Here is a 459-nt window from a genome sequence, read left to right on the forward strand (position 1 = left end):
GTCGTTAGCATTAGTCCCAGTAATTTGAAACCTTTCTATATTAGAGAAGGAAACGTAGTCAGAATTACCACTGCTATTAGTATAGGCACTAAAAGAACCACTCCAATCCCCACTACTTAGATAGATACTGCTACTTATCCCTGCTGGATAGGTGGTTGTCCCCGCGTAGGTGTTACTGGAGTAGTTGACAATTAATAGGTCATTTCCATCCCCACCATTGACGTTATCTTGTCCTCGTCCCCCGTTAATCGTATCGTCTCCCTCTCCGGTAGCAATGGTTTCATTAAAACTCCCCGTAAAGCTAATACTATCATTACCGGTTCCAGTAGTCAGGTTATTGAACCGTTCAACATTTTTGACCACATTGCCATTACTTTCAGTGAAGGTTCCCCCACTGTTATCAATGGTTAAATTGGTGGTAAAACTGCTAAGGTCTAAAGTGCCGATGGTGTCTGTACC

At 42.7% G+C, this 459-nt stretch carries 1 pseudogene; it reads right to left on the reverse strand.

Going from position 1 to position 459, the window contains the following annotated elements:
- A pseudogene (locus MICAI_RS03650) lies at positions 1-459 on the reverse strand (hypothetical protein); the annotation flags it as partial.

Origin of the sequence: Microcystis sp. T1-4, assembly GCF_000297435.1 — a bacterium.
GTDB lineage: Bacteria > Cyanobacteriota > Cyanobacteriia > Cyanobacteriales > Microcystaceae > Microcystis.